Source organism: Agromyces sp. LHK192 (genome assembly GCF_004006235.1).
Lineage (GTDB): Bacteria > Actinomycetota > Actinomycetes > Actinomycetales > Microbacteriaceae > Agromyces.
Genome location: NZ_CP034753.1, coordinates 2,026,003 through 2,047,502 on the forward strand (window position 1 = coordinate 2,026,003; position 21,500 = coordinate 2,047,502).

Annotated in this window: 22 protein-coding genes; 10 read left to right on the forward strand and 12 right to left on the reverse strand. The window is 68.1% G+C overall.

Going from position 1 to position 21,500, the window contains the following annotated elements; translation table 11 throughout:
* Positions 1-4: 4 nt before the first annotated feature.
* The 4 genes from erpA to ELQ40_RS09070 all read left to right on the forward strand — a co-directional run bounded on the left by erpA (position 5) and on the right by ELQ40_RS09070 (position 3,576).
* Positions 5-355 carry an iron-sulfur cluster insertion protein ErpA gene (gene erpA / locus ELQ40_RS09055; RefSeq protein ID WP_127793393.1) on the forward strand — a complete coding sequence of 117 codons (351 nt, stop codon included), beginning with the start codon at positions 5-7 and terminating at the stop codon, positions 353-355.
* 198 nt (positions 356-553) lie between these two features.
* The gene (gene coxB / locus ELQ40_RS09060) at positions 554-1,456 is read left to right on the forward strand and encodes a cytochrome c oxidase subunit II (protein WP_127793394.1); all 903 of its coding nucleotides are present in this window, start codon (positions 554-556) and stop codon (positions 1,454-1,456) included.
* Positions 1,453-3,159 (forward strand): cytochrome c oxidase subunit I, encoded by a 1,707-nt coding sequence (ctaD, locus tag ELQ40_RS09065; protein WP_127793395.1) that lies wholly within the window; start codon positions 1,453-1,455, stop codon positions 3,157-3,159. The genes coxB and ctaD overlap by 4 nt, the downstream gene beginning before the upstream one ends.
* On the forward strand, positions 3,160-3,576 hold the full coding sequence (locus tag ELQ40_RS09070) for a cytochrome c oxidase subunit 4 (protein WP_127793396.1): 417 nt from the start codon (positions 3,160-3,162) through the stop codon (positions 3,574-3,576).
* Between the two features lie 74 nt (positions 3,577-3,650).
* Here the strand turns inward: ELQ40_RS09070 and ELQ40_RS09075 are convergent, their stop codons facing one another.
* The 5 genes from ELQ40_RS09075 to ELQ40_RS09095 are packed head-to-tail and all read right to left on the reverse strand — an operon-like array spanning position 3,651 to position 8,761.
* Complete coding sequence (locus ELQ40_RS09075) at positions 3,651-4,547, reverse strand: methyltransferase domain-containing protein (RefSeq protein ID WP_127793397.1); 897 nt, start codon at positions 4,545-4,547, stop codon at positions 3,651-3,653.
* Between the two features lie 32 nt (positions 4,548-4,579).
* Positions 4,580-6,187 carry a cytochrome bc complex cytochrome b subunit gene (locus ELQ40_RS09080; RefSeq protein ID WP_127793398.1) on the reverse strand — a complete coding sequence of 536 codons (1,608 nt, stop codon included), beginning with the start codon at positions 6,185-6,187 and terminating at the stop codon, positions 4,580-4,582.
* Positions 6,184-7,254, reverse strand: coding sequence for a ubiquinol-cytochrome c reductase iron-sulfur subunit (locus tag ELQ40_RS09085; protein ID WP_127793399.1), 1,071 nt, complete (start codon positions 7,252-7,254; stop codon positions 6,184-6,186). The genes ELQ40_RS09080 and ELQ40_RS09085 overlap by 4 nt, the downstream gene beginning before the upstream one ends.
* Positions 7,255-7,287: 33 nt before the next feature.
* On the reverse strand, positions 7,288-8,079 hold the full coding sequence (locus ELQ40_RS09090) for a cytochrome c (protein WP_127793400.1): 792 nt from the start codon (positions 8,077-8,079) through the stop codon (positions 7,288-7,290).
* A 46-nt stretch (positions 8,080-8,125) separates the two neighbouring features.
* On the reverse strand, positions 8,126-8,761 hold the full coding sequence (locus ELQ40_RS09095; protein WP_370296786.1) for a heme-copper oxidase subunit III: 636 nt from the start codon (positions 8,759-8,761) through the stop codon (positions 8,126-8,128).
* A 141-nt stretch (positions 8,762-8,902) separates the two neighbouring features.
* Here ELQ40_RS09095 and trpD point away from each other — a divergent pair, with 141 nt between their 5' ends.
* Positions 8,903-9,955 (forward strand): anthranilate phosphoribosyltransferase, encoded by a 1,053-nt coding sequence (gene trpD, locus ELQ40_RS09100; protein ID WP_127793402.1) that lies wholly within the window; start codon positions 8,903-8,905, stop codon positions 9,953-9,955.
* 94 nt (positions 9,956-10,049) lie between these two features.
* On the opposite strand, the gene glpK is transcribed toward trpD, so the two are convergent.
* Positions 10,050-11,564 (reverse strand): glycerol kinase GlpK, encoded by a 1,515-nt coding sequence (glpK, locus tag ELQ40_RS09105; protein WP_127793403.1) that lies wholly within the window; start codon positions 11,562-11,564, stop codon positions 10,050-10,052.
* A 157-nt stretch (positions 11,565-11,721) separates the two neighbouring features.
* Positions 11,722-12,480, reverse strand: a complete 759-nt coding sequence (locus ELQ40_RS09110) for an MIP/aquaporin family protein (RefSeq protein WP_127793404.1) — start codon at positions 12,478-12,480, stop codon at positions 11,722-11,724.
* Positions 12,481-12,720: 240 nt separating this feature from the next.
* Here ELQ40_RS09110 and dhaK point away from each other — a divergent pair, with 240 nt between their 5' ends.
* The 3 genes from dhaK to dhaM are packed head-to-tail and all read left to right on the forward strand — an operon-like array spanning position 12,721 to position 15,084.
* Positions 12,721-13,722 carry a dihydroxyacetone kinase subunit DhaK gene (gene dhaK, locus ELQ40_RS09115; RefSeq protein WP_127793405.1) on the forward strand — a complete coding sequence of 334 codons (1,002 nt, stop codon included), beginning with the start codon at positions 12,721-12,723 and terminating at the stop codon, positions 13,720-13,722.
* Positions 13,722-14,369 carry a dihydroxyacetone kinase subunit DhaL gene (dhaL, locus tag ELQ40_RS09120; protein ID WP_127793406.1) on the forward strand — a complete coding sequence of 216 codons (648 nt, stop codon included), beginning with the start codon at positions 13,722-13,724 and terminating at the stop codon, positions 14,367-14,369. Before dhaK ends, dhaL begins: the two co-directional genes overlap by 1 nt.
* Before the next feature lies 1 nt (position 14,370).
* Positions 14,371-15,084: a dihydroxyacetone kinase phosphoryl donor subunit DhaM gene (gene dhaM, locus ELQ40_RS09125; protein WP_127793407.1), complete on the forward strand. Its 714-nt coding sequence runs from the start codon at positions 14,371-14,373 to the stop codon at positions 15,082-15,084.
* Between the two features lie 9 nt (positions 15,085-15,093).
* On the opposite strand, the gene ELQ40_RS09130 is transcribed toward dhaM, so the two are convergent.
* Positions 15,094-15,867, reverse strand: coding sequence for an SDR family NAD(P)-dependent oxidoreductase (locus ELQ40_RS09130; RefSeq protein WP_127793408.1), 774 nt, complete (start codon positions 15,865-15,867; stop codon positions 15,094-15,096).
* 72 nt (positions 15,868-15,939) lie between these two features.
* On the opposite strand from ELQ40_RS09130, the gene ELQ40_RS09135 reads away from it, so the two are divergent.
* Positions 15,940-16,284 carry a hypothetical protein gene (locus tag ELQ40_RS09135; protein ID WP_127793409.1) on the forward strand — a complete coding sequence of 115 codons (345 nt, stop codon included), beginning with the start codon at positions 15,940-15,942 and terminating at the stop codon, positions 16,282-16,284.
* Between the two features lie 73 nt (positions 16,285-16,357).
* Positions 16,358-16,576 carry an SCO4848 family membrane protein gene (locus ELQ40_RS09140; protein WP_127793410.1) on the forward strand — a complete coding sequence of 73 codons (219 nt, stop codon included), beginning with the start codon at positions 16,358-16,360 and terminating at the stop codon, positions 16,574-16,576.
* Positions 16,577-16,764: 188 nt separating this feature from the next.
* Here ELQ40_RS09140 and ELQ40_RS09145 read toward each other — a convergent pair whose 3' ends face one another.
* The 4 genes from ELQ40_RS09145 to ELQ40_RS09160 form a co-directional block, all read right to left on the reverse strand.
* Positions 16,765-17,136, reverse strand: a complete 372-nt coding sequence (locus ELQ40_RS09145) for a nuclear transport factor 2 family protein (protein WP_127793411.1) — start codon at positions 17,134-17,136, stop codon at positions 16,765-16,767.
* A 2-nt stretch (positions 17,137-17,138) separates the two neighbouring features.
* Positions 17,139-19,487 carry an excinuclease ABC subunit UvrA gene (locus ELQ40_RS09150; protein ID WP_127793412.1) on the reverse strand — a complete coding sequence of 783 codons (2,349 nt, stop codon included), beginning with the start codon at positions 19,485-19,487 and terminating at the stop codon, positions 17,139-17,141.
* 58 nt (positions 19,488-19,545) lie between these two features.
* Positions 19,546-19,956 (reverse strand): VOC family protein, encoded by a 411-nt coding sequence (locus ELQ40_RS09155; RefSeq protein ID WP_127793413.1) that lies wholly within the window; start codon positions 19,954-19,956, stop codon positions 19,546-19,548.
* A 78-nt stretch (positions 19,957-20,034) separates the two neighbouring features.
* Positions 20,035-21,471 carry an MFS transporter gene (locus ELQ40_RS09160; RefSeq protein WP_127793414.1) on the reverse strand — a complete coding sequence of 479 codons (1,437 nt, stop codon included), beginning with the start codon at positions 21,469-21,471 and terminating at the stop codon, positions 20,035-20,037.
* Positions 21,472-21,500 lie beyond the last annotated feature (29 nt).

A 21,500-nucleotide genomic window follows, 5' to 3' on the forward strand; every position in this document is an offset into this window, starting at 1 on the left:
TGAGATGAGCCAGACCGCGACCGAGAACGCCCACGGCGTCCAGCTGTCCGACAACGCTGCAGACAAGGTGCGCAGCCTGCTCGCGCAGGAGGGCCGCGAAGACCTCCGGCTGCGCGTCGCCGTCCAGCCGGGCGGCTGCTCGGGCCTCATCTACCAGCTGTACTTCGACGAGCGGCTGCTCGACGGCGATGCCGTCGTCGACTTCTCGGGCGTCGAGGTCATCGTCGACAAGATGAGCGTGCCCTACCTCGACGGCGCCTCGATCGACTTCGAGGACACCATCCAGAAGCAGGGCTTTACCATCGACAACCCCAACGCCCAGGGCAGCTGCGCATGCGGGGATTCGTTCCACTGAGGCCGCACGGACCCGTCGAAGGGGAGGACGCGAAAGCGTCCTCCCCTTCGTGTTTCCGCCGATGGAGCACGGAATCCGCAGGATTCTGCGGACGACACCGGGCTTCGGTGCACATCTGGCCGTTCGACTCGGAGTAGGCTAGGCAACGATCCATGCGCTTCACTGAGAAGCGCCTTCGAGTCTCCCGAAAGGTCACCGGTGCGCCACAATCGCCGACTCCGATGGGCTGCTGTTCCGATCGCAGCGACACTCAGTCTCGTGCTCGCGGGGTGCACGCAGGCTCAGTTGCACGGCTTCCTGCCGGGCTTCGAGGAGGGCGAGCCGTCCGTCACGAACCACACCGACCGCGTCGCCGGCCTCTGGGTCACGTCGTGGATCGTCCTGCTCGTCGTCGGCGTGATCACCTGGGGCCTGACGATCTGGGCGGTCATCGCCTACCGCCGCCGTCGCGGCCAGACCGGTCTGCCGGTGCAGCTGCGCTACAACATGCCGATCGAGATCTTCTACACGATCGTGCCGCTGATCCTCGTCCTCGGCTTCTTCGCTTTCACCGCCCGCGACCAGGCCGCGATCGAGCAGCGGTTCGCCGAGGACGACCTCGACGTCAAGATCGAGGTCATCGCGAAGCAGTGGGCCTGGGACTTCAACTACGTCAATGAAGACGTCTACTCGCCCGGCATCCAGGGCCAGCTCGACGAGGAGGGCCCGAAGGGCTCGCTCGTGCAGTCGGAACTGCCGACGCTCTACCTGCCGGTCGACGCCAACGTGGAGATCGAGCTCGAGTCGCGTGACGTCATCCACTCCTTCTGGGTCGTCGACTTCCTCTACAAGAAGGACATGTACCCGGGCAAGACCAATTACATGTCGTTGACCACGCAGCGCGAGGGCACCTACGAGGGCAAGTGCGCCGAGCTCTGCGGCGAGTACCACTCGCTCATGCTGTTCAACGTCAAGGTCGTCTCGCAGGCCGAGTACGACGAGTACATCGACTCGCTTCGCGACCTCGGCCAGGAGGGCCAGCTTTCGAACGAGTACGACCGCAACCAGAACCTTCCGGGCACGGGCGCGCCCGAACTGAAAGAGGAGCACGAAGCCGAATGAGTACCGCGATTCCCTTCGGCGCTTCGAAGGTCGAGCGCAAGGGCAACATCCTCGTCCGATGGATCACCTCGACTGACCACAAGGTCATCGGGTACCTGTACCTGATCACCTCGTTCATCTACTTCTGCATCGCGGGCGTGATGGCGCTGATCATCCGCGCCCAGCTCTTCGAGCCCGGCCTCGAGATCGTGCAGACGCGCGAGCAGTACAACCAGCTGTTCACCATGCACGGCACGATCATGCTGCTCATGTTCGCGACCCCGCTCTTCGCCGGGTTCGCGAACGTGCTGATGCCGCTGCAGATCGGCGCTCCCGATGTCGCGTTCCCGCGGCTGAACGCGTTCGCGTACTGGCTGTTCAACTTCGGGTCGCTCATCGCCGTCGCCGGCTTCTTCACGCCGCAGGGCGCCGCCTCGTTCGGGTGGTTCGCGTATCAACCGCTCGCGTCGACGACGTTCTCACCAGGAGTGGGCGGCAACCTCTGGATGCTGGGCCTCGGCCTCTCGGGTTTCGGCACGATCCTCGGTGCGGTGAACTTCATCACGACCATCATCACGATGCGCGCCCCCGGTATGACGATGTTCCGCATGCCGATCTTCACCTGGAACACGCTCGTCACCTCGATCCTCGTGCTGATGGCGTTCCCGGTGCTCGCCGCCGCGATGCTCGCGGCCGCCGCCGACCGCGTGTTCGGCGCCCACATCTACGATCCCGCCAACGGCGGAGTCATCCTGTGGCAGCACCTGTTCTGGTTCTTCGGCCACCCCGAGGTCTACATCATCGCGCTGCCGTTCTTCGGCATCGTGTCCGAGATCTTCCCCGTGTTCAGCCGCAAGCCGATCTTCGGGTACAAGACGCTCGTCTATGCGACGATCGCGATCGCAGCCCTCTCGGTCACCGTGTGGGCGCACCACATGTACGTCACCGGCTCTGTGCTGCTGCCGTTCTTCGCCCTGATGACGATGCTCATCGCCGTACCGACGGGTGTGAAGATCTTCAACTGGATCGGCACGATGTGGCGAGGGTCGATCACGTTCGAGACACCACTCGTGTGGTCGCTCGGCTTCCTCATCACGTTCGTGTTCGGTGGCCTCACGGGCGTCATCCTCGCGTCGCCGCCGCTCGACTTCGCCGTGTCCGACACGTACTTCGTCGTCGCGCACTTCCACTACGTCGTCTTCGGCACGGTCGTGTTCGCGATGTTCGCCGGCTTCTACTTCTGGTGGCCGAAGTGGACGGGCAAGCTGCTCAACGAGAAGCTCGGCATGTGGCACTTCTGGCTGCTCTTCATCGGCTTCCACATGACCTTCCTCATCCAGCACTGGCTGGGCGTCGTGGCCATGCCGCGCCGGTACTACTCGTACCTGCCGGAAGACAACATCACGTGGATGAACCAGGTGTCCACGATCGGCGCCGCGGTGCTCGCGGCTTCGCTCATCCCGTTCTTCCTGAACGTCTACATCACCGCGCGCCGCGCACCGAAGGTCACGGTGAACGACCCGTGGGGCTACGGTCGGTCGCTCGAGTGGGCGACGAGCTGCCCGCCGCCTCGCCACAACTTCACCTCGATCCCGCGCATCCGCTCGGAGTCGCCGGCGTTCGACCTCAACCACCCCGAGGCCGGTATTCCGGTGGGCATCGGTCCTGCCAAGGACGCGCCCGAAGCACCCGTGTACGACGCAGCGACGAAGGAAGTCAAGTAGATGCGCGCGAACATCGTCCTGTTCTGGGTCCTCGCCGGATTCTTCGCGTTCGCGGCGGCGCTCTACATCGCGTGGACGTGGATCGAGTACGGGGAGCCCGAGTGGGTCGGACTCGTCGCGATCTCACTGACGGCCGTACTGGCGGCGTTCATCGCCTTCTACCTCGGCCGTGTGCACGCCGCGCAGGGCGGAACGCTCCCTGAGGACCGGCTCGACGCGAACATCGACGACGGCGACCCCGAGCTCGGTTTCTTCAGCCCGTGGAGCTGGTGGCCGCTGGTGCTCGCCGGTGCCGCCGCGCTGGCCTTCCTCGGCCTTGCAGTGGGCTTCTGGATCGCGTTCATCGCCGTTCCGATCGCCGTGATAGCGCTCGTCGGCTGGGTGTACGAGTACTACCGCGGACACTTCGCCCGCTGACCGATACCGAAGAGGCCCGGTGCGCAGTCGCGCACCGGGCCTCTTCGTGTACCGGCTTCGAATGGTGGCTCGTTTCAGGGTCGTTGGAAGGTCATGACGTCGACGGAGACGGTCACGGTGAGCGTGTCGGCATCATCGCCCGAGGCCTCTCTTCGAACGCTGTCGCCCTGACGACCATGGCGGGCTGACGGCCCCATCCCGATGATCCACTCGCGTGCAACGGGATCCGCCTCGATCGTGTAGTCGACGCGCACGCTCGCTCGAAGGTCGAACCCACTCCGTCCGAGGCGGTCGGCCACCGCGGCATCCTTGTCGTCGGGAATCTCCAGCATCGCGCCGGCTTCTCGCAGCTCGGTGAGGTGACGCGCGGTCGGCACGACGACGATGAGCGCCCCGCCGGGCCGCAGGACCCGCGCGAACTCGTCTGGGTTGCGCGGCGCGAAGACGTCGAGTGCGACGTCCGCCGATCCATCGCGCAGCGGCAGGGGTCGCCAGAGGTCCAGGACCACGCCGGTGGATTCAGCCGCCGTGCCGACCGTTCGCATCGCGGCTCGTACGGCGTCAGGGGAGCGGTCGGTGAGCGCGACGCGCGTGATCGCAGGAACGGCCGCGACGAGTGACCGCGTGTAGTGCCCGGTTCCGCATCCCAGGTCGACCAACGAGATCGATTCGTCGTTACGGTCGATGCGATCGCGGTCGGTGTCGGTCAGCCGGTTGCGGACGGCTTCGGCGACCTGCTGCATGACCGGCGTGTAGAGGCCGGAGCCGAGCAACGCGGCCCGGCGTTCGAGCATCGCACGATCGTCGCCGATCGTTCTGGGAGCGCCAGGTGGAAGCAGGGTGATGAAGCCGTACTTCGAGCGGTCGAACCGATGCCCTGACGTGCAGCCGAACGTTCGGCCGTCCTCGGCGACGGGCGAGAGGTCCTGAAAACAGTTCGGGCACCGGAGCCAGGTCGAATCGATCGACATGGCGCCTGGTGCCCGAACTGGATGGTGCTGGATCAGTGGTGCTCGTCGTGGTGCGACGCCTCGAGCTCCGCACGCCCGACCGGGGCGATGCGGTCCTCGAAGAACCAGCGCGAGAGCGAAGCACGGATCTTCTGACCGAAGGTGATCTTGCCACGAGCGTTCGGGCGGATCATCAGCGGCGCGTAGCTCTCGAAGCTCACGAGGCGCCAGCGGTCGTACTCGTCGAGCGGTTGGTGCACCTCGATGAACTCGCCGCCCGGCAGCTTCACGATGCGGCCCGACTCGTAGCCGTGCAGCACGATCTCGCGGTCCTTCTTCTGCAGCGCGAGGCACACGCGCTTCGTGATGAAGTACGCGATGAACGGTCCGATGATCACGACGGCCTGCAGGGCGTGGATCACGCCCTCCATCGTGAGCCAGAAGTGCGTGGCCAGGATGTCCGAGCTCGCGGCGGCCCAGAGGCCGGCGTAGAACGTGACGCCCGCCGCACCGATCGCGGTCCGGGTGGGCGCGTTGCGCGGCCGGTCGGCGATGTGGTGCTCGCGCTTGTCGCCTGTGACCCAGGCCTCGATGAACGGGTACGCGATCGCAAGGAGCAGGAAGACACCGATGCCGGCGAGCGGCACGAGGATGTTGAACGACCACGTGCGGTCCAGCCAGACGAACTCCCAACCCGGCGGGATGAGTCGCAGGGCACCGTCGGCGAAGCCGATGTACCAGTCGGGCTGAGTTCCGGCCGAGACGGGGGAGGGGTCGTACGGGCCGTAGTTCCAGATCGGGTTGATCGTGAACAGCGACGCGATCAGCGCGAGCACGCCGAAGATGATGAAGAAGAAGCCGCCGGCCTTGGCCGCGTAGATCGGGAGGATGGGCGGGCCGACCGCGTTGCCGGGCGTCTTGCCGGGGCCGGCGTACTGCGTGTGCTTGTGGACGACCACGAGCACCAGGTGGATCGCGATCAAGGCGACGACCAGCGCGGGGAGCAGCAGGATGTGCAGCGTGTACAGGCGCCCGACGATGTCGGTGCCCGGGAACTCGCCGCCGAACAGCAGGAAGGAGATCCAGGTGCCGACGAGCGGGATGCCCTTGACCATGCCGTTGATGATCGCGAGGCCGTTACCCGACAGCAGGTCGTCGGGGAGCGAATAGCCGGTGAAGCCCTCGGCCATGGCCAGGATGAACAGCACGAAGCCGATCAGCCAGTTGAACTCGCGCGGCTTGCGGAATGCGCCGGTGAAGAAGATGCGGAGCATGTGGAGGCCGATGGCCGCCACGAACATGAGCGCCGCCCAGTGGTGCATCTGGCGCACGAACAGGCCGCCGCGAATGTCGAACGAGATGTCGAGGGTGGATGCCATCGCGACCGACATCTCGACGCCCTTGAGTGGCACGTACGAGCCGTCGTAGTGCACCTCGGCCATGGAGGCCTGGAAGAAGAACGTCAGGAACGTGCCGGAGATGAGCACGACGACGAAGCTGAAGAGCGCGACCTCACCGAGCAGGAACGACCAGTGGTCGGGGAAGGCCTTGCGACCGAGCTCCTTGACGAAGCCGGCGATGCTCGTGCGTTCGTTGACGTAGACGGACGCGGCCGCCGTGAACGACCGCTTCTGCGGCGCGTTGGACGTTGCGGTGCTCAATGACGCTCCCAGAAGCTCGGGCCGACGGGTTCGGTGAAGTCGCTCTGCGCGATGAGGTAGCCCTCGTCATCGACAGCGATGGGCAGCTGCGGCAGGGCGCGTGCGGCCGGGCCGAAGATGACCTCGCAGTGGTTGGCGACGTCGAACTGCGACTGGTGGCACGGGCACAGCAGGTGGTGCGTGTGCTGCTCGTAGAGGGCGACCGGGCAGCCGACGTGCGTGCAGATCTTCGAGTACGCGACGATGCCGTCGTAGGACCAGTCCTTGCGGTCCTCGCGCTCGTTGAGCTCTTCGGGGTTGAGGCGCATGAGCAGGACCGCGGCCTTCGCCTTCTCTTCGAGGCGGCCGTGCTCGAGGTCCTGGAGGCCCTCGGGGATGACGTGGAACGCGCTGCCGATCGTGACGTCGGCGGCTCGGATCGGGACACCCGACGGGTCGATCGCGAGGCGCGTGCCCTTCTTCCACATCGTGTGGCTGAGCAGCGGCACCGGGAGCTGGTCCTGCGGCGCGAAGCCTCGGAACAGCACCACGGCGGGGAGCGGGAAGACCAGCAGCGCGCCGATCAGGCTGTTGCGGATCGCGGTCCGGCGAGTGAAGCCCGACTCCTCGTCGGCGTCGGCGAAGACCTTCGCCGCAGCAGCCTGCGTCTCGGGGGAGCCGCCGATCGGGTGGCGCTCGTCGACGAGCTCCACGTCCTTCATCACGGCCTTGCCCCAGTGCACGATGCCGAAGCCGAGCGCGAGCAGCGCCAGCGTCGCGCCCAGGCCGAAGAACATGTTGTTCAGGCGGACCTGTCCGACGTCGTTCGACTCCATCGGGAACAGCATGTACGCGGCGATCGCCCACACGCTGCCGAGCACCGACAGGTAGAAGAGGGTGTAGACGGTGCGCTGGGCGCGCTTGTTGCGCTGGGGGATCTCGTCGGTGACGCGGGGGCGGTGCGGCGGGAACCCGGGGTTCTCGAACGCGTCAGCGGAGATGACCGCGGTACCGGGCGAAGCGGCGGGCGCGGCGTGCGACGAGTCGGCGGCGACGATGTCCGTCCCGCTGGTGTCGTCCTGGGCCATGGTTCTCCTTCTCGAACTTCTTCGGTGCCTGCGCTAGTTGGACTTCGCCGTGATCCACACGGTGATCGCGACGACTGCGCCGAGACCGAAGATCCAGATGAACAGGCCCTCCGCGACCGGGCCGAGCGAGCCGAGCTCGAACCCACCCGGCGAGCGGTTGTCCTGGACGTACTTGAGGTACGTGATGATGTCGCGCTTGTCCTCGGCGCTGATGTTCATGTCGTTGAACACGGGCATGTTCTGGGGGCCCGTGACCATGGCCTCGTAGATGTGCACGCCCGAGACGTCGGTGAGCGGGGGAGCGAACTTGCCCTCGGTCAGTGCGCCGCCGGCGCCCGCGACGTTGTGGCACATCGCGCAGTTGATGCGGAAGAGCTCCGCACCGTTGGCGGCGTCGCCGCCGCCGTTCACGAGGTGGTCGGCGGGGATGTCGGGGCCGGGGCCGAGGGACGCCACGTAGTACGCGAGCTGCTTGACCTGCTCATCGGTGAACTGCACCGGCTTCTGCTGGGCCTGCGGCCCCTGCATCTGCATGGGCATACGGCCGGTGCCGACCTGGAAGTCGACGGCAGCCGCGCCGACGCCGACGAGGCTGGGGCCGTCGGCGGTGCCCTCGGCTGCGAGGCCGTGGCAGGTGGCGCAGTTGGCCTGGAAGAGCTTCTTGCCCTCTTCGATCGTCTGCTGGGAGGTCGCATCCGCCTCGGCCTGGGCGGTGCCGGTGCTGAAGGCGGCGTAGGCGCCGCCGGTGAAGACGAGACCGAGTGCCAGGAGCGCGACGGTGGCGAGCGGATGCCGGCGTCCGGTGCGTCGCGACTTGCGGTTCATGGGCTTCTTCCTATCGGGCATGCTGGGGGGTCGCTCCTGATCCGACTTACTTGAGGACGTAGATGACGAGGAACAGGCCGATCCAGACGACATCGACGAAGTGCCAGTAGTAGGACACGACGATCGCGCTCGTCGCCTCCTTGTGACCGAAGTTCTTCACGGCGAAGACGCGGCCGATGACCAGGAGGAACGCGATGAGGCCGCCTGTGACGTGGAGGCCGTGGAACCCGGTGGTCAGGTAGAACGCGGAACCGTACGCGTTCGAGTCGATCGCGATGCCCTCGGAGACGAGCGTGGCGTACTCCCAGACCTGGCCGGCGACGAAGATCGCGCCCATGACGAAGGTGAGGAAGAACCACTCGACCATGCCCCACTGCCTGAGGTTCCAGAGGGAGCCGGTGGCATAGGGCTTCATCTTCTCTGCCGCGAACACGCCGAACTGGCAGGTGAAGCTCGACGCCACGAGGATGATCGTGTTCGTGAGCGAGAACGGGAAGTTCAGGCGGTCGGCCTCGTACGCCCACAGCTCGGGCGACATCGCACGGAGCGTGAAGTAGATCGCGAACAGGCCGGCGAAGAACATCACCTCACTGCCGAGCCAGACGATCGTGCCGACCGCCACGGTGTTGGGACGCCTGATCAAGGGCGCGCTCGCCTGAGAAGTCAATGAGGTGCTCGTCACAATCACCCATTATGGCTGAAATCGCGGCTGAGTTTTCGTCACTGCGAGGGGTGGCGTGGGCGTTTCGCGGTAAGGCTAACCTAAATTCCGCTGGCCTGCAGCCGTGAATCCGCCGGGAATCGCGCGGATAGGATCGACCGCATGACCGAAGCGCAGACCTGGCCCGGAATCCTGACGACCCTGCTGGACGGGAACGACCTCAGCGTGTCGGATGCCGCGTGGAGCATGGAGCAGGTCATGACGGGCGAGGTCACGAACGCGCAGCTCGCCGCATTCCTGGTCGCACTCCGGTTGAAGGGGGAGACGGTCGACGAGATCGTCGGCTTCCGCGACGCGATCCTCGAGCATGCACGCCCGCTCGACGTCGACGCGATGGCGCTCGACATCGTGGGAACCGGCGGCGACCGTTTCGGCACGGTGAACGTGTCCACGATGGCCTCCATCGTCTGCGCCGCGGTCGGGGTGCCCGTGCTCAAGCACGGCAACAAGGCGGCGAGTTCGGCGTCGGGCTCGTCCGACGTGCTGGCCGCCCTCGGAATCGACCTCACCCTCGAACCGGAGCGCGTCGCCGACGGCTTCGAGCAGACGGGCATCGGGTTCGCCTTCGCATCGGCATTCCACCCGGGTTTCCGCCACGCCGGCGCGGTGCGTGCCGAACTCGGCGTTCCCACCGTGTTCAACTTCCTCGGCCCGCTGTGCAATCCGGCCCGGCCCGAGGCATCCGCCGTCGGCGTCGCCCACCTCGACCGGGTGCCGCTCATCGTCGGCGTCTTCCAGACCCGCGGCGCGACCGCGCTGGTGTTCCGCGGCGACGACGGGCTCGACGAACTGACCACTACGGGGCACAGCCACATCTGGGAGGTCTCGGGCGGCACGGTGAAGGAGCACGACCTCGATCCCAGGGAGCTCGGCATCGCGCGGGCGTCCATCGGGCAGCTCAAGGGCGGCACCCCTGAACGCAATGCCGAGATCGTCCGCGAAGTGCTCGGTGGCGCGACGGGCGCCGTGCGGGACATCGTGGTCCTGAACGCGGCCGCCGGGCTCGTGTCGTTCGGGCTCGCGAAGGACCCGGGCCAGTTCCAGCGGCCGATCCTCGAACGCTTCCGCGAGCAGATCACCATCGCCGAGGCCGCGATCGACAGTGGCGACGCGCTGCGCAAGCTGGACGAGTGGATCGCCGTCACGCAGGCCTGACCGCATCGGCTCGCCGGCGCCACGGACGCGACGAGAGGGGCGGGCGGATGCCTCGGCATCCGCCCGCCCCTGGTCGTTCAGCGGGTGGCGACGATCAGGAGACGTCCTCGTCGACCCAGTCGAACGTCTTGGAGACGGCCTTCTTCCAGAGCCTGAGCTGGCGCTCACGCTCGTCGGCCTCCATCTTCGGCTCCCACCGGCGGTCCTCCTGCCAGTTGGCGCGGAGGTCGTCGAGGCCCGACCAGAAGCCGACCGCGAGGCCGGCCGCATAGGCCGCGCCGAGCGCCGTGGTCTCGGCGACCACGGGGCGCACGACCGGCACGCCGAGGATGTCGGCCTGGAACTGCATGAGCGTGTTGTTCGCGATCATGCCGCCGTCGACCTTCAGCTCCGTGAGTTCCACGCCCGAGTCCGCGTTGACGGCGTCCAGCACCTCGCGGGTCTGGAACGCCGTCGCCTCGAGCGCCGCACGGGCGATGTGCCCCTTGTTCACGTAGCGGGTGAGGCCGACGAGCGCGCCGCGGGCGTCAGGACGCCAGTACGGCGCGAACAGGCCCGAGAACGCCGGGACGAAGTACGCGCCGCCGTTGTCCTCGACCGACTTGGCGAGCTCCTCGACCTCCGGCGCGCTCGAGATGAGGCCCAGGTTGTCGCGGAGCCACTGGATGAGCGAACCCGTGACGGCGATCGATCCCTCGAGCGCGTAGTGCGCCGGCTGGTCGCCCAGCTTGTAGCCGAGCGTCGTGAGCAGTCCGTTCTTCGAGTGGACGATCTCGGTGTCCGTGTTGAAGATCAGGAAGTTGCCCGTGCCGTAGGTGTTCTTCGACTCGCCCTGGTCGAACGCCGCCTGCCCGAACGTCGCGGCCTGCTGGTCGCCGAGGATGCCGGCGACCGGCACCTCGCGCAGCAGGCTCGACGACTCGACGGTGCCGTAGACCTCGGAGGAGCTCTTGATCTCGGGGAGCATCGACTTCGGAACGCCGAATGCCTCGAGGATGTCGTCGCGCCAGCTCAGGGTCTCGAGGTCCATGAACAGCGTGCGACTGGCGTTCGTGACATCCGTCGCGTGGACGCCGCCGTCGACGCCGCCCGTGAGGTTCCACAGGACCCAGCAGTCGGTCGTGCCGAAGAGCAGGTCGCCGGCCTCAGCCTTCTCGCGGGCGCCCTCGACGTTCTCGAGGATCCATACGATCTTGGTGCCGGAGAAGTAGGTCGCCAGCGGGAGGCCGACGTCCTGCTTGAAGCGCTCGACGCCGCCGTCGGCGGCGAGGCGGTCGACGATCGGCTGCGTGCGCGTGTCCTGCCAGACGATGGCGTTGTAGACGGGCTGCCCGGTGTTCTTGTCCCACACCACGGCGGTCTCGCGCTGGTTGGTGATGCCGACCGCGGCGATGTCGTGGCGGGTCAGGTCGGCCTTGCCGAGGGCCTGCCCGATCACCTCGCGGGTGTTGGTCCAGATCTCGAGCGGATCGTGTTCGACCCAGCCGGCCTTGGGGAAGATCTGCTCGTGCTCGAGCTGACCTGTCGAGATGATCGATCCACCCTTGTCGAAGATGATCGCGCGGGTGCTGGTGGTGCCCTGGTCGATGGCCAGGATGTAGTCGGCCATGCCGTCCTCTCATTTCATTACTGGATGTCGCAGAGCGAGGATGGCTCGCACGGCGACGATGCGGTGCGTGGTGGTGCATGTTGCGGCTTCCGGTGCGTCACCGGTCGCCGCCGGAAAGCGAAGGGGCCGGTTCGCTGTCGCGAACCGGCCCCTCTGCTCAGCCGACTACCGGGAGCAGTCCGAGTGCCGCGATTCCGGCGATCACGCCGCCGACGATCGGGCCGAACACCGGGATCCACGAGTAACCCCAGTCGCTCGAGCCCTTGCCCTTGATCGGGAGGAACGCGTGGGCGATGCGCGGACCGAGGTCGCGTGCGGGGTTGATCGCGTAGCCGGTCGGACCACCGAGCGAGGTACCGATCACGATCACCAGGAATGCGACCGGGATGGCACCGAGCTCGGCCGGGGTTCCGCCGTAGCTGAACCCGAGGATGACGAACACCAGCACGAACGTGCCGATGACCTCGGTGACGAAGTTCCACCCGTAGGAGCGGATCGCCGGGCCGGTCGAGAAGACGCCGAGCTTGTTGGCGGGCTCGGGCTCCTCGTCGAAGTGCTGCTTGTAGGCCAGCCACACGAACACTGCACCGATGATCGCGCCGAGCAGCTGTGCGCCGATGTACGTGAGTGTGGATGCCGCGTCGACGGGGATGCCCGGGACGTAGTCGGCCTTGCCCTCCGCCAGGTAGTTCGTCATCAGGCCGAGCGTGACGGCCGGGTTGAGGTGCGCACCCGACGCGTAGGACACGATCACACCGGCGAAGACCGCGAGGCCCCAGCCGATGTTGACCATGAGGAATCCGCCGCCGTTGCCTTTGGTGCGGATGAGTGCGACGTTCGCGACGACGCCGCAACCGAGGAGGACCAGCATCGCCGTGCCGACCAACTCCGAGATGAATATCACTCCGAGATTCATGACGCCCCCAATCGTTGCGCTGCATCATCGCGCGCTGGTGCCACCATATCGGCGCCGGTCGTGCGGTTGGAAGAGCGGATTCGGCGGGTCGTGCGCGCCGACCGATCGTTCGGACGGGCCGTTTCGATCCCACAGCGACCGCGCCCTTCCCGCGGACCTCGCACTGGAATAGCGTTGACCGTGATGCCGATCCGGCATCGAGGCGCAACGCCGCGCGAGCCCAGGGGAGGGAAGGGCGAAGTGAAGAAGATCATCAACGACCCGAAGCAGGTGGTCGACGAATCCGTCGCCGGATTCGGCATCGCACACGCCGACATCGTCACGGTCGAGACGGACCCGCTGTTCGTCCGACGGGCCGACGCGCCGGTCGCAGGCAAGGTCGGCCTCGTCTCGGGCGGCGGCAGCGGCCATGAGCCGCTCCACGCGGGATACGTCGGCTACGGCATGCTCGACGCGGCCGTGCCCGGCGCGGTGTTCACGTCGCCGACGCCCGACCCGATCCTCGCCGCCACGAAGGCCGCCGACGGGGGAGCCGGGGTACTCCACATCGTGAAGAACTACACCGGCGACGTGCTCAACTTCGAGACCGCAGCCGACCTCGCCGCCGCGGACGGCATCGAGGTGCGCGCCGTCGTCACCAACGACGACGTCGCCGTGAAGGACTCGCTCTACACGGCGGGTCGGCGCGGGGTCGCCGGCACCGTGCTCGTCGAGAAGATCGCCGGCGCTGCGGCGCAGCGCGGCGACTCGCTCGACGAGGTGGCAGAGATCGCCGAGCGGGTGAACGCGAACGCACGTTCGATGGGCATGGCGCTCACGCCCTGCACCGTGCCGCACGCAGGGGAGCCCAGCTTCACGCTCGCCGACGACGAGGTCGAGATCGGGATCGGGATCCACGGCGAGCCGGGTCGCGAGCGCATCAAGCTCGAGCCCGCCGACGCGCTCGTCGACCGACTGCTCGAGCCGGTGCTCGAGGACCTGCCCTACGCCTCCGGCGACCGGGTGCTGCTGTTCCTGAACGGCATGGGCGGCACGCCGCAGGTCGAGCTGTACCTCGCGTACCGACGTGCCGCCGAGGTGCTCGCCGAGCGCGGCATCGAGGTCACCCGTTCGCTCGTGGGCAACTTCATCACGTCGCTCGAGATGCAGGGCTTCTCGGTGACGCTGCTGAAGCTCGACGACGAGATGGTCGAACTGTGGGATGCCCCGGTGCAGACGGCCGCGCTGCGGTGGGGTCGCTGATGGCGGACGGGGGCGCGCTCGGCACCGAGTGGGCGCTCGACTGGGTGCGGCGCAGTGCGGCGACCGTGTCGGAGCATCGGGTCGAGCTCATCACCCTCGACCGCGAGATCGGCGACGGCGACCACGGCGAGAACCTCGACCGCGGGTTCGGTGCGGTGCTCGGCAAGCTCGACGGCGTGGCCGACGACGCGACGCCGGGGGACGTGCTCAAGCTCGTCGCGACCACGCTGATCTCGACGGTCGGCGGTGCGGCCGGTCCGCTGTACGGCACCGCGTACCTGCGCGGGTCGACCGCCGTCGCCGGCAAGTCCGAGCTCGAGGCATCCGACGTCGTCGACTTCCTCACGGCCGCGCGCGACGGCATCGTCGCGCGCGGCAAGGCGGAACTCGAGGACAAGACGATGGTGGATGCCTGGACGCCGGCCGTCGACGCGGCCGGTGCCGCGGCGGCGGAAGGCAAGTCGCCCGCGGAGGTGCTCGCGGCGGCGGCTGCTGCCGCGGCGGCCGGCGCCGAGGCCACCGAGCCGCTCGTGGCCCGGAAGGGGCGCGCGAGCTACCTCGGCGAACGCTCGGCGGGCCACCGCGACCCTGGCGCCCAATCGTCGGCGTACCTGTTGCAGGCCGCGGCCGACGCGGCGGGTGCCTGAGATGGCGGGCCGGGTCGGCATCGTCTTCGTCTCGCATTCCGAACTCATCGCGCGTGGTCTCGTCGACCTCGCCCGTCAGATGGCGCCGAACGCGAGCCTCGTGGCCGCGGGCGGCACCGACGACGGTCGCATCGGCACGAGTTTCGAGAAGGTGAGCGCAGCGATCGGCGAGGCCGACGCCGGCGACGGAGTCGTGGTGCTGTGCGATCTCGGCTCGGCGATCCTGACGACGGACACGGCGCTCGAGTTCCTCGACGACGACCAGCGTGCTCGGGTCCGGCTGGTCGACGCGCCGTTGGTCGAGGGCGGCGTCGCGGCCGCGGTCAGCGCCGAGGCGGGTGACGACCTCGAGGCGGTCGCGGCGGCGGCACGCACCGCCGCAGGTTCACCCGATGCGGATGCCGCTCCGCCCGCGGGCGCCTCACCCGCGGGCGAACCGCCGGCGGAGGCATCCGCTGCCGGTCCGACGCGCAGGGTGACGCTCGTGAACGCCGACGGACTGCACGCACGGCCGGCAGCCGAGCTGGTGAAGCTCGCGGCGACCTTCGATCAACCGGTGACGGTCAACGGGGTGAACGCGAAGAGCCTGCTGGCCATCATGGCGCTCGGCCTCACGCAGGGCGCCGAGATCGAGATCTCCAGCGACGACCCGTCGGGTGCTGCGGCGGTGGATGCCGTCGCCGAGCTCGCGGCATCCGGATTCGGCGAGACGTAGGGGAGCAGCTCAGTTGCCGCCCGCGACGCGGATGTCGGTGCCGGTCGTGTACGACGCGTCGTCGGAGAGCAGGTAGGCGACCGCGCCGGCGATCTCGTGCGGATGCCCCGCGCGCTGCATGGGAATGCGTGGCGCGCGCTCCTCGGGCGCGTTGGGGCGACCGGCCGCCGCGTGGATCTCGGTGTACGTCGTGCCCGGGGAGACGGTGTTCACGCGGACGCCCGCCGCCGCGAACTCACGTGCGGTGCCGAGCGTGAGGATGTTGAGTGCGGCCTTGCTCATCGCGTACGGCACGTAGGTGTGCGGCGAGCCGTTCGTCGCCGCACCGGACGAGATGTTCACGATCGCACCGCCTGAACCGCCGAGGTCGGTGGACATGTGCGCGATCGCCGCACGGGTCACCACGATCGGGGCGAGCACGTTGATGCGGAAGACCAGCTCCGATTCCTCGATCGGCGCATCGAGGAATCCGCCGATGCGGCCGGTGATGCCGGCATTGTTCACCAGGCCGGTCATCGCGCCGAGAGCGGCGACGACCTCGGGAACGAGCCGGTCGGCAGCCTCGAGGTCGGCGAAATCCACCTCGAACAGTTCGACGCGCGCGCCGAGCGCGCGGCACGCATCAGCGACCTCTTCGGCGGCATCTCTGCGTTCGCGGTACGTCAGCGCGAGGTCGTGCCCGTCGGCGGCGAGGCGTTCGGCGATCGCGCGCCCGATGCCGCGGCTCGCACCGGTGATGAGCGTGATCGGGCGGGCAGCGGGCGTGGCAGGGGCATCCGTCATGGGATTCAGCGTAGCGACGCGCACGGAGCGCAGGCTGGCGGTGCGACCGCACGCGGGCGTACCATCTGCACCATGGCACGCGACGCAGCGGGCCGCCAAGATGACGGCAACGCGTTCACGCACTTCTTCGACCGAGTCGATCGGGCACTCACCCCGGTCTTCGAGTCGCCGCCGGGTCCGACCGGCGAGGGGCCGCCCGCGCCGCCGAAGGACGACTCGCCCTGCCCGGTCTGCGGCGATCCGATGCACGCCCACCGCTTCGTTGAGGAGTACGGCGGGAACATCATCCTGATCTGCCCGACCGAGCGGCGGCTTCCGGAGCACGACGTCCAGGGGCCGTTCAACGAACTCGGGATGCCCGCCTCGGGTCGGCGGCTCGAGAAGTACGAGGCGTCGGCGGGGGAGCAGGGGGAGTAGCAGTTCGCGGTCATTCGTACCTGTGTTCGAATGGCTCGTCGAGCCCCATGGCTCGCTCGCCTAGGCTGGCGAGGTGCTCGTGCTCCTCGCCGTCCTCCTGCTCGTGAACGCCGCGTTCAATGTCATCGTCTGGCCGCGATTCCTCAAGCGCATCGCAGCCGACCCGCGTGCACGGGACGAGCAGGGGAGGCGCACGACCTTCTACACGGTGCACGCCGTGCTCATCGGCATCGCGCTGCTGCTCGCGGTCGTGTCGGCGGCCGCGGCGGTCATTGCGCTCGTCGTCGCGTAGTCACGCATCCTCGCTGGGGCGATCGGGCTCCGACTGCCCGGGGCGCAGTGCCCGGTGAGTTCACAGTCGGCCGCTCGGACCGGCTGCTCGGGGAATACGTTCAGACATAATGTGCATTATCGGCGCTGATTAGAACTGCGCTTGAGCCGGCGGACGATCCGGACGAGAACGGGCGTCAGGTCACGCGGTCAATCGCCGGGACGCGTGCCGTCAGGTGCTGATTGCCCGACGTCGGTCCAGACTTCGACCAGTTCGATGATCTGCTCGTCCGCAACGGTGAGGAACGATGCGACCTGGAACTCCTGCACCTCGTCGCCGGAACGCCCGGTGACCCGGGCGCGGCCGACGGCCCGGTCTCCGACGGCGACCGCATCCTCGAGGAACATGTGTTCGAATCCGGGATACTCGGCGTTCAGTCGAATCCAGGCGTCACGGCCGAATCGCTCGCCGGTGTGGACGAGCGTGCAGGTGAAGCGCTCGTGGAGCAGGTCGCCTAGCCGCGCCCAGTCGTGTGCGTCGATGGTCTCGACGAGGCGTTTCAGCGTCGTTTCGGCGTCCACGGTCACGCTCCGACGTACTCCGCGAGGTGCTCCCCCGTGAGCGTCGACTTCGCCGCGACGAGGTCGGCGGGCGTGCCCTCGAACACCACGCGACCGCCGTCGTGGCCGGCGCCGGGGCCGATGTCGACGATCCAGTCGGCGTGCGCCATGACCGCCTGGTGGTGCTCGATGACGATGACCGACTTGCCGGAGTCGACGAGCCGATCGAGCAGGCGCAACAGGTTGTCGACGTCGGCGAGGTGCAGTCCGGTCGTCGGTTCGTCGAGCACGTAGACGTCGCCCGACTCCCCCATCGCGATCGCCAGCTTGATGCGCTGCCGCTCGCCACCCGACAGCGTCGACAATGGCTGCCCGAGGTGCAGATAGCCGAGCCCGACGTCTTCGAGTCGCCCCAGGATCGCCGCGGCCGCCGGGATCTTCGCTTCCCCCGATGAGAAGAACTCGCGCGCCTGCGCGACGGGAAGGTCGAGTACCTCGGTGATGTCCAGTCCCCCGAGCTTGTACTCCAGCACTCCGGCCTGAAAACGCTTTCCGCCGCAGTCCTCGCACGGCGTCTCGATCGTGTCCATGAACCCGAGCTCGGTGATGATGACGCCCGAACCCTTGCAACTCGGGCACGCGCCCTCGGAGTTCGCGCTGAAGAACGCGGGCTTCACCCCGTTCGCCTTCGCGAACGCCTTGCGGATCGGCTCGAGCAGCCCCGTGTACGTCGCCGGACTGCTGCGCCGGGATCCCTTGATCGCCGCCTGGTCGATGGACACGATCCCCGGCCGCGGCGCGACGGATCCGTGGATGAGCGAGCTCTTGCCTGACCCGGCGACCCCGGTCACCACCGTCAGGACGCCGAGCGGGATGTCGACGTCGACGTCCTGCAGGTTGTTCGCGGTCGCCCCGCGGACCTCGATCGCGCCGGCGGACGAGCGCACCGCCGGCTTGATCGTCGCGCGGTCGTCGAGGTGTCGACCGGTGACGGTGCCGCTCGCCTTCAGGCCGTCGACGGTGCCCTCGAAGCCGATCTCTCCCCCGTTGCCGCCGGCGCCCGGGCCGAGGTCGACGACGTGATCGGCGATCGCGATGGTCTCGGGCTTGTGCTCGACGACGAGCACGGTGTTGCCCTTGTCGCGCAGTCGCAGGAGCAGCGAGTTCATGCGCTGGATGTCGTGCGGATGCAGCCCGATCGTGGGTTCGTCGAACACGTACGTGACGTCCGTCAACGATGAGCCGAGGTGACGCAGCATCTTGATGCGCTGCGCCTCGCCGCCCGACAGCGTGCCCGAGGGCCGCTCGAGGCTGAGATAGCCCAGGCCGAGCGTGACGAACGCGTCGAGGTTCGCCCCGAGCGCATCGAGCAGCGGCCCGGCCTCCGGCAGGTCGAGCCCGCGCACCCACTCTGCGAGGTCGGTGACCTGCATGCGGCACGCGTCGGCGATGCTGACGCCCTGGATCTTCGAGGAACGGGCGCCCTCGGTGAGCCGTGTGCCGTCGCACTCCGGGCACCTGGCGAACGTCGCGACGCGTTCGACGAACGCCCGGACGTGCGGCTGGAGGGCGTCGAGGTCCTTCGAGAGCATCGCCTTCGTGATCTTGGGGATCAGGCCCTCGTACGTCATGTTGATGCCGCTGATCTTGACCTTCGTCACCTCGCCGTAGAGGAAGAGGTCGCGCTGCTTCTCGGTGAACTGGGAGATCGGCTTGTCGGCCGGGTAGAACCCCGACGCCGAGAACCCCTTCACCATCCAACCGTCGGCGGTGTAGCCGGGCACCATGATCGCGCCTTCGTCGAGCGACTTCGACTCGTCGACGATCTGCGACAGGTCGAGATCGGAGACCTGTCCGCGGCCCTCGCACCGCGGGCACATGCCGCCGAGGTAGATCGCCTCCTGCACGATCTTCTTCTCGCCCTTCGGCCCGGTCATCACGCCGCTGGCCTTCTGCGTCGGGATGTTGAACGAGAAGGCCGTCGGTCCGCCGATGTACGGTTCGCCGAGGCGGCTGAAGAGGATGCGCAGCATCGCGTTCGCGTCGGTCACGGTGCCCACCGTGGAGCGCGGGTTCGCGCCCATCCGCTCCTGGTCGACGATGATGGCGGTCGTGAGGCCGTCGAGCACGTCGACGTCGGGTCGCGGGACCGACGGCATGAATCCCTGCACGAAGGCGCTGTAGGTCTCGTCGATGAGGCGTCGCGACTCCGCCGCGATGGTGTCGAACACGAGCGAGCTCTTGCCCGAACCGGACACTCCGGTGAACACCGTGAGGCGCCGCTTGGGGATCTCGACGGAGACGTCCTTGAGGTTGTTCTCGCGGGCGCCCTGGACCCGGATCAGGTCGTGGCTGTCGGCGGGATTCGTCATGGCACCATCATGGCGGGCGCCGCCGACGCGCGGCGCATCGTCCTGCAGCACGGACGTCTCAGTTCGGCTGCTGGATGCGGACCATGTTGCCCGCGGGGTCGCGGAACGCGCAGTCCCTGACACCGTACGGCTGGTCGATGGGCTCCTGCGCGACCTCCGCACCGCTGGCGGCCACCTGGTCGAACGTGCCGTCGACGTCGGGCGTCGAGAGCACGATGCTGGCGTACGTGCCCTTCGCCATCATCTCCGCGACCATGCGCCGTTCCTCGTCGGTCGTGCCGGGGTCGGGCGTGGGCGGAGTGAGCACGATCGAGGTCTCCGGCTGACCGGTGGGTCCGAGGGTGATCCATCGCATGTTCTCGTAGCCGACGTCCTTGCGGACCTCGAACCCCAGGGTGTCGCGGTAGAACGCGAGGGATGCCTCGGGGTCGGTGTGCGGGAGGAACGTGTACTGAATCGTGATGTCCATGCGCGTCACGCTACGCGCGGGGCGCGGCATCCGCTTCTCGATTCCTGATCGGATCCGGAAGCGGATGCCTCGAGTGGATCAGCTGGCGAGCGCGCGCCGTCGCCGGCCCGCGGCGACGCCGGCGATCGCGATCACGACGCCCACGGCGGCGACCACGATCGGGACGACGAGGGCGATCCGCGTCGCGTCGACCGGTCCGGCAGGCTCGGCGGCCATGAGCACCGCCCCGGTCGTTGCGAGGCCGATCGCGGCGCCGAACTGGAACGCCGTGTACAGCAGTCCCCCGCTGAGCCCCTGGTCGGCGTCGTCGACCCCCTCCGTCGCGGCCACCGTCAGCGGCCCGTAGGCGAACGTGAACGCCAGGCCGAGCGCGAGGAAGCTCGGGAACATCGCCGCGTACACCCAGTCGGCGCCGACCGGGAGGAACAGGAGGAAGGACGCCAGTGCGGCGGCCAGGCCGACGAGGATCGTCGGCCACAGCCCGAACCGGGCGACCAGTCGCGGCGTCAGGGTCGGCGCGAGGATCATGTCGATGCCCAGCACCAGCAGCGCGAGGGCCGTGAGCAACGGCGACCAGCCACGGAACTCCTGCAGGTAGAGCACCACGATGAACTGGAATCCCATGAAGCCCGCCGCCAGCGCCGCTGCGCCGAGGTAGGCGCGCAACAGGGGCGCGCGGTCAAGGAAGCCCCGCGGGATGAGCGGGTCGGACGCGCGGCGCTCGATCGCCGCGAAGGCGACGAACCCGATCGCGCTCAGGGCCAGCAGCGACAGGCTGACGGCGGGCGCGGCGTGGGTCGACTGCTCGATGGCGGTGATGAGGGCGAGGAAGGCGCCGGTCGCGACGATCGCTCCGGCGACGTCGACCCGTCGCGCGGGTCCGACACCGGCGACCGTGTCGCGCGGCACGAGCACCGCCGCCAGCACGATCAGCACGGAGGTGACGACCACCGGGGCGAAGAACACCCACCGCCACCCGAACATCGTCAGGATGCCGCCGAGCACGAGGCCGACCGAGAACCCGGCCGCACCGATGCCGGCGTAGATCAGCAACGCCCGTGTGCGCTGCGCGCCCTCGGCGAACGAGGTCGTGATGATCGACAGCCCGGCAGGCATCATGAACGCCGCGGCCACGCCGGTCACCGCACGTGCGGTGAGGAGCATCCACGACTCGGTCGCGACGCCGCCGAGCCCGGAGAAGAGGAGGAAGACGGCCATCGCCACGAGGAAGACCCGTCGCCGCCCGAGGAGGTCGGCGGCCCGGCCGCCGAGGAGCATGAACCCGCCGTAGGTGAGGATGTACGCGCTCACGACCCACTGCAGTTCGCCCGTCGCCAGCCCGAGGTCGGCGCGGATCACGGGCAGGGCGATGCCGAACATCGCGACGTCGACACCCTCGAGGAACGCGGCACCGCACAGGACGACGAGCAGACCCAGGGCTCGACCCCTGAGCCGGTCGAACTCCGGTGCGGTATCCGACGCCGGGACGGCGGTCGACGATGTGTCGATGGACATGCGGTTCTCCTCACGTGGTTACCTCTTGT